The 6,638-nt window shown below is 33.0% G+C and carries 7 protein-coding genes and 1 pseudogene; all 8 read right to left on the bottom strand.

From position 1 onward, the window contains the following. Positions 1-126 precede the first annotated feature (126 nt). A pseudogene (locus BA768_RS20975) lies at positions 127-243 on the bottom strand (cyclic pyranopterin monophosphate synthase MoaC); the annotation flags it as partial. 3 nt (positions 244-246) lie between these two features. Then, entirely contained in the window at positions 247-690 is a 444-nt protein-coding gene (locus tag BA768_RS17650) for a molybdenum cofactor biosynthesis protein MoaE (protein ID WP_065721839.1), read from the bottom strand. 4 nt (positions 691-694) lie between these two features. Further along, positions 695-1,765: a HesA/MoeB/ThiF family protein gene (gene moeB, locus BA768_RS17655; RefSeq protein ID WP_065721840.1), complete on the bottom strand. Its 1,071-nt coding sequence runs from the start codon at positions 1,763-1,765 to the stop codon at positions 695-697. After that, a complete protein-coding gene (locus BA768_RS17660; protein WP_065721841.1) occupies positions 1,765-1,998 on the bottom strand; it encodes a MoaD/ThiS family protein in 234 nt (77 codons plus the stop codon). Before BA768_RS17660 ends, moeB begins: the two co-directional genes overlap by 1 nt. Positions 1,999-2,083: 85 nt before the next feature. Then, a complete protein-coding gene (locus BA768_RS17665) occupies positions 2,084-3,268 on the bottom strand; it encodes a molybdopterin molybdotransferase MoeA (RefSeq protein ID WP_065721842.1) in 1,185 nt (394 codons plus the stop codon). Positions 3,269-3,286: 18 nt separating this feature from the next. Beyond that, positions 3,287-3,799, bottom strand: a complete 513-nt coding sequence (locus BA768_RS17670) for a hypothetical protein (RefSeq protein ID WP_065721843.1) — start codon at positions 3,797-3,799, stop codon at positions 3,287-3,289. Between the two features lie 471 nt (positions 3,800-4,270). Then, positions 4,271-5,500, bottom strand: coding sequence for a cation:proton antiporter (locus tag BA768_RS17675; RefSeq protein WP_065721844.1), 1,230 nt, complete (start codon positions 5,498-5,500; stop codon positions 4,271-4,273). Positions 5,501-5,760: 260 nt separating this feature from the next. Next, entirely contained in the window at positions 5,761-6,123 is a 363-nt protein-coding gene (locus BA768_RS17680; protein WP_065721845.1) for a response regulator, read from the bottom strand. Between the last annotated feature and the right edge of the window lie 515 nt (positions 6,124-6,638).

The following is a 6,638-nucleotide window of genomic DNA, read 5'->3' on the forward strand; positions in this document are numbered from 1 at the left end:
GATGTCTTTTACGAATTTTTCGGAACTTTTCTTTTTAGGTGTTTCCATAATTAAATGTAATTCTTTTTTTGAAAACACTCCTTAACTTTTATACTATATAATGTCTACTTTTTGCTGACGATTTACACCTTTTGGAACCAAATTGTTTTCAATTGCCTCAATGGTTTTCGTATCACTCACGCGAACGATAGCCTGAGCCGTTGCTATTCTCAGCGTATTATTTTTATGTGTTATATCGACCATAATCTATTGGTTAACTTTCCATTGATGAGATTCGTCTTCAAAAATTTCTTTTCCAAAAATGGGCAATTTAGCTTTAATTTCATCAACAAGATAGGGAAGTGCTTCGAAAACACTGTTGCGGTGCCCCCCGGAAACAAAAACAAATAAGCAAAGCTCGCCTGCGTTAACTTTTCCTATACTGTGATAAATGTGCATACAAGTAAGTTCGAATTTTTGAAACACTTCTTCACGAATCTCTGAACAAATTTTGTTTGCCATTTCCTGCTGGGCTGTAAACTCTATTGCGGTTACCGTTTTATCATCAATAATATCAGCGCGAACCTGGCCCAGAAAAATATCATGTGCACCAATATTCGTTTTATGTTGATGTGCTGCGATAGAATCTGCAATTTTATCTGGTGAGATGGCACCTTCTATAAAAATGTTTTTAATCTTTGCTTCTTTCATATTGTTATTTTTTTCCTGTAAGCCATTCTCGCAATTCTTCAGCACCTTCTTTTAAACTGTAGCAATGCTTAAATCCTTTATTTATGGCTATCTGAGTTGCTTTCTGACTTCGGATTCCCGATTGACAGTAAAATATTTTCTTTGAACTATTATCGCTTATTTGAAGTTTATTGTCAAAAGCCTGTAAAGGTATTTTTAAAATTTTATCGTTACATATTTCTGGCGTTTCGTGTAATTCACGTACATCAATCCAAACAATATTATCATCCATCCTGATGTTTTTAAGTGAAATGGAATTTACAAACAGACAGTCATTAGTTGAAACAATTTCAGGCTTTTCTTTACGACGGATTTCATTAAAAGTTTCTTCATTTTTTTTAAACTTTACAAGACGATGTTGGTAATTCAAAGTATTTATGTACAGTATTTTACCGCTAAGCACTTCACCCAAATCAAGAATTATTTTGATCACTTCATTAGCCTGAAGTAAACCAATGATTCCGGGCAATATTCCTAAGACTCCGATTTCATTACAATTAGGAATTTCACCTGCAGAAGGTGGAATGGGAAATAAGCATCTGTAGTTGGGCCCGTTCTGATAGTTAAAAACAGAAACCTGACCTTCGAACTTATATAGAGCACCAAAAACAACAGGCTTATTCAGCATCACACAGGCATCGTTGATTAAATATCGGGTTACAAAATTATCTGTACCGTCTACAACGATATCGTATTCATTAATAATTTCCAGACAATTATCCTCGGTAAGTGGAAAAGTGAAAATATCAATATGTGTTTCAGGATTGAGCTGTAAAAGTTTTTCTTTGGCTACAACAGCTTTGTTTTTTCCAACATCGTTTTGATTAAACAAAATCTGTCGATGTAAATTTGATATTGAGACGGTATCGAAATCTACAATTCCTAAAGTACCGATTCCGGAAACATTTAAATACTGTAATATAGGGCAACCCAATCCTCCAGCACCAATCACCAAAACTTTTGCTTTGTTTAATTTTTGCTGTCCAGAGAGTCCGATTTCCTCCAACTGTATATGTCTTGTATATCTTTCGTTCATTATCCTCCGGAAAAAGGTGGGAAAACATCTAATTCTTCACTTTGAATTACATCTTTATCCTCCAACATAGTATTGTTTTCAGCAAATTGGTAGGTTATATCTCTAAAAGATTGATATAATTCGCCCAACTTTTCTTTTAATGATTTTACATTCATCTCTTCAACATCAATCTTCTCGGAAGATTTTTTGGTAATTTCCGTAAGCTTGCCGTAGTAGTTTAGTTTGATTTTCATTTTTTATTTAAAATGAAGAGTTTTTTGTTTTTCAAAATTTCCTTTTGCAAATGCAATTATTCGACCAATTCCAGAAGGGAAATATTTAGTTTTGAGAAGGCAGCAGTAATGTTGTTACCGGTTCTCCTTTTTTTACGGAGGTTGTATCAGCTGGAATATAAACCAATGCATCGGCTCTGGCAAAACTTAAGAGCATTGAAGAGTTTTGATGGGTTAAAATCTCGACACAACCTCCTTTTAATTTTGCTTTTAAAAATAAAGCCCTTCCGGAATTATTTTCTAACGCTTCTGATATCGGAAACTGTATTTTTGTCAATCCGACTTCAGATTTGCTCATCAGCAAATCTGCCAATTCAAAAAAATAAATGTAAAGGCAGGTTAATGTAGAAGCAGGATTTCCAGGCAACGCGAAGACGTACTTATTATCCTTTTTACCAAAATAAAGTGGTTTACCTGGTTTTTGTGAAACTTTATAAAAAATTTGTTCAACCTCTAAATTTTGTAGTGCTCTTTCAACAAAGTCATAATCACCAACGGAAATTCCCCCGGAAATGAGCAAAATGTCTGAATGCAAAATTCCCTCCCTGATAGCAGCTTGAGTTTCTTCAAGTGAATCTTTTACTTTGGAGACCGATACGACTTCAAAGCCTTTCTGCTTAATTGTATTGGAAATAACGTGGCTGTTACTTTCGTAAATCTGCCCTTGTTCTAAATTTTCTCCGGCATCCACAAGTTCATTTCCCGTGGCAATAATGCTTAGGGTCGGCTTTTTAAAAACATTCACTTCTTTGAGCCCAAAGCTTTTTAAAATTCCTAAGGCAGAAGGGTTTAGCACTTCCCCTTTAATAAAAGATGTTTCACCCTCCTTTATCTGTTCACCCACATTGCGGATGTTTTCTCCGGAATTATAAATTTTTTCAAGCTGAATACCGTCTGCTGTAATTTTCACGTGTTCCTGCATTACCACGATATCCGCAGTGTTAGGAACCTGAGCTCCTGTAAAAATTCTGATGGCTTCTCCGGATTTTAGCTGATAATCACATGATTCTCCGGTTTTAGTTTCGCCAACTAACCGATAGTCAAAATTTTCACCTGAACAGATTGCGTAGCCATCCATTATAGATTGGCGAAACGGGGGAATGGAAATAGGTGCAAAAATATCTTCTGCCAAAACTCTTCCTACTGCGGTATCTAAACTGATGGTTTCAGTTAAATTGTACTTGTTTGTATTCTCCCTAATTTTTAATAAAGCTTCTTCTACAGATATCATGACAGGTATTTTAAAACTTTACTGAACTCTTTTCACATCAATATTGCTCAATGCTTTGATATGTCTTCTTCCCGTTTTAAAATCAGAGGTCGTAACAATCAATATTCTTTCATCCATATCTTTTATTTTAGTACCGTCTTTTTCAGTGATAACATATAAATGATCGCCTGTTGCACTATTAAAAATTTCATTCCAAGAAAATACAACTTTGTAATTATCAATTGCTGTAAACACAAAGTAAAACTCACTAAGTTTTTTCGGGCTGTCTTCATCAATCTTTAGATCTTTAAGTAGGTCTTTTAAAAGTATACCTTTTAATTTTTTTGCCGTGTAGCGAGCCTCTCCCAAATGGTTGGTGATGGGAAGATCTGTGATATTTTGTGCCGGATACTTTTCAAGATCATGCAATGAAATGATAAGTTCCTTTTTTAAAAGTCCTGTCACTTTAAACTCAGTGGTAGCATTTTTTTTTTCCTGAGCGAAAATTGAAATACAAGTAATTACGAGAAATAGAAGTAGTGATTTTTTCATTTTTGTTAGTGAAATGTATTCTAATGGAGATTGTCTAAGATATTTGTCAAATTAGGATTTGAAATTTAATTTAAGATCCTTTTGTAATGGCAAATTACAAAAGTTTTTTCTTTTCTCGATATTATAATTACACATTTAAATGCTTACCAAAATACTGTTTCCTGAAAAGCTTAACGATTAGTCAGGTAATTTTATATTCAAAATAAATTGCATTTGAATGAAACATATAAAATTACTCCAATAAGCATAAAAATAACGAAGCGGCTGATGATAAATTTATTATCAAAAAGCAATTGAAATTTTCTGTAGTATTCTCTCATGATTGTTGATTTTAAATTTATCTAATTGGAATTGATAGGAATCTTTTAGTTATTCCACTAATAATATACCATCCTACTTGAGATTTAGATTTTAACTTAAAAATGATAAGATTAAATATTTTATAATCTAATTTTAGATGATGAAATCGCATCAGCTTTTCTGTTCTGTAACTTTCTGCATCGCTTTAGGAGCAGTAAAACCATGAAAGACAATAGAAAGAAGTATTGTAAAACATACAGTAGCCCAAATTTCATCCTGATTTGAAAAATTAAATTCTTTGAAGGCAAAAGCAAGGTAGAATATTGATCCCAAACCTTTAATTCCAAAAAAGCTGATCGCTCTTTTCTCTCGTTGCGAGTACTTTTCTGGGATTAAAATTAGATACGTTATAAGTGGACGCGCTAAGAAAATAAATACAACAGAAAACAATGCCATCTCCCAAGTCAGGAAATTGAGCACGCCTCTTACAATCATTCCTCCAAAAATAATCAGTAAGGAAGCTAAGAGAAATCTTTCGGTTTGATCTGTAAATGCATGAAGTTTCTGATGGTAGTCGTGATCTTTTTCAAAATGACGCAGGGTGATTGCAAAAATAAAAACAGCTATAAATCCATATCCATGAGCAAATTCTGTTAACCCGTAAACAAAAAGTGTAGAAGTAATGGCTAATAATCCGTCAGTAGAATTTAAAGATTTGTACTTTTTTGATAAAGTAAAAATTACATATCCTACACCAGTTCCAAGAAGATAACCTATAACGGTTGCTGAAGAAATTTTATAGAGAATGTCATACCCCACCCATCCCCAAATATTAAGTTCTCCCGTGGAAACGCTTTGTCCGATCAAAATGGCCAGCCAAACAAATGGGAAAGCCATACCGTCATTCAAACCTGCTTCAGCGGTCAGAATAAATTTTGTTTTTGATTTTTCAGAATCATTGGGAGGTCCCACCTGTACATCCGACGCGAGAACAGGATCGGTGGGAGAAAGTGCTGCAGCCAACAGGAAAGCTGATGCAAAGGCAAAATTTAGATAGTAATACCCCAATAAAACGCTGACAATAATAAGCAAAACCATTGTGAAACCAATGAGTTTTAGAGGTACCCTCCATGCTTTTAATGAAAAAGGCTGGTCAATTTTTATTCCTGCCGACATCAATGATATAATGACAATTAGTTCACTCAAATGTAAGGTCAAATTATTTTGATGTTGTGGAAGAGGATCGGGAAGCACCTCCGGAAATGCTAAATACAAAAACATACCCGCAACCAAAAAGAAAACAGAGTAAGAAATTCCTGTTTTCTGAGAGAGTTGTGGCATCCAGGTCATTGCAAAGCCAGCAACACCGATCACGGTTAAAATAAGTAAATAATGATCCATAAAATTTAGAAAGGATTTTTGAAAATGAAAATGATGCAAAAACTATCCCATCAAATAAATAGAAGAGGGGCAATGCGTGATCTGCTGGTATGATATTGGCGTAAGTTTTACAAATAAAGGTATTGTTTCACTAACTGTGTAAGCTAAAAGTTATTCTGAAAAATTATAGCTCAAATAATTTTACGGGAAATCTAACGAAGTGATGGCATTGTAAAAAACTTTTTATTAACCATTACGTAGTTATGATTAGCAAAGAACATTTAAACAACAAGCTCGACTATCATTTTTTTAATTTCACCTACATCAAATGGTTTATATGCGAAATAGTTTGCTCCAGCATCTAATGCTGTTTCTTTAATATTATAACCTGCTGAAAACGCAATGATTGGTAATTCTTTAATATTAGCATTGTTACGAATAGTTCTTATGATGTCTTCTCCGGATACAATTGGCATTATAATGTCAACTAACAAAAGATCTGGTGTATGGGCTGTAATTTTTTGAATAAGTTTGGTACTGTCGATTTCCTTAATTACTTCAAACCCTTCAAATTCTAAAAGAACTTCTAAGATATCTAAATTATCGCGGTCATCATCACAAATCAGTAACTTTATCTTTTTCATTAGTTGATTAAAAATTTAATTTCTCAAAGATAACTTATATATAATATAATTCTGTATTTGACAACACTAGATCAAATGAAATACATGACTTTTAAGGATAAAAACCCGAAGCTATATTATAGAAAATATTTTTTAAATAAGAAAAAACTGAAATGCTCAGTAATCGTTTTTTTTACTTAAATTAACTCTAATGTCTAATGGTTTTTTCATTTTGATTGTAATCTTATTTATATCATTCAATTAATCAAAATCTGTCTTTAAATAGGTTGTGTTATCCTTTTTTTCTAATACATCAATTTCTGAAAACTCTGTTTCATCTTTGGAAATCTGAATGTAATAATGGCTTGTTTTATTGTTGTAACTGAAGTGTTCTTTTTTAAAATCAATGTGTACGTCTTCAAACTAACTTGGACATTTTGGAATAAATCCTTAAGGAGTATTTAGGGTTATAAATTTATTAATTTCTGTTGAAAATACAACTGTCTTCTTTTTCGGATTGAATCCGATTTTATTTG

This window comes from Chryseobacterium sp. CBo1, assembly GCF_001693475.1.
In the GTDB taxonomy this organism is placed as follows: Bacteria; Bacteroidota; Bacteroidia; order Flavobacteriales; family Weeksellaceae; genus Chryseobacterium; species Chryseobacterium formosense.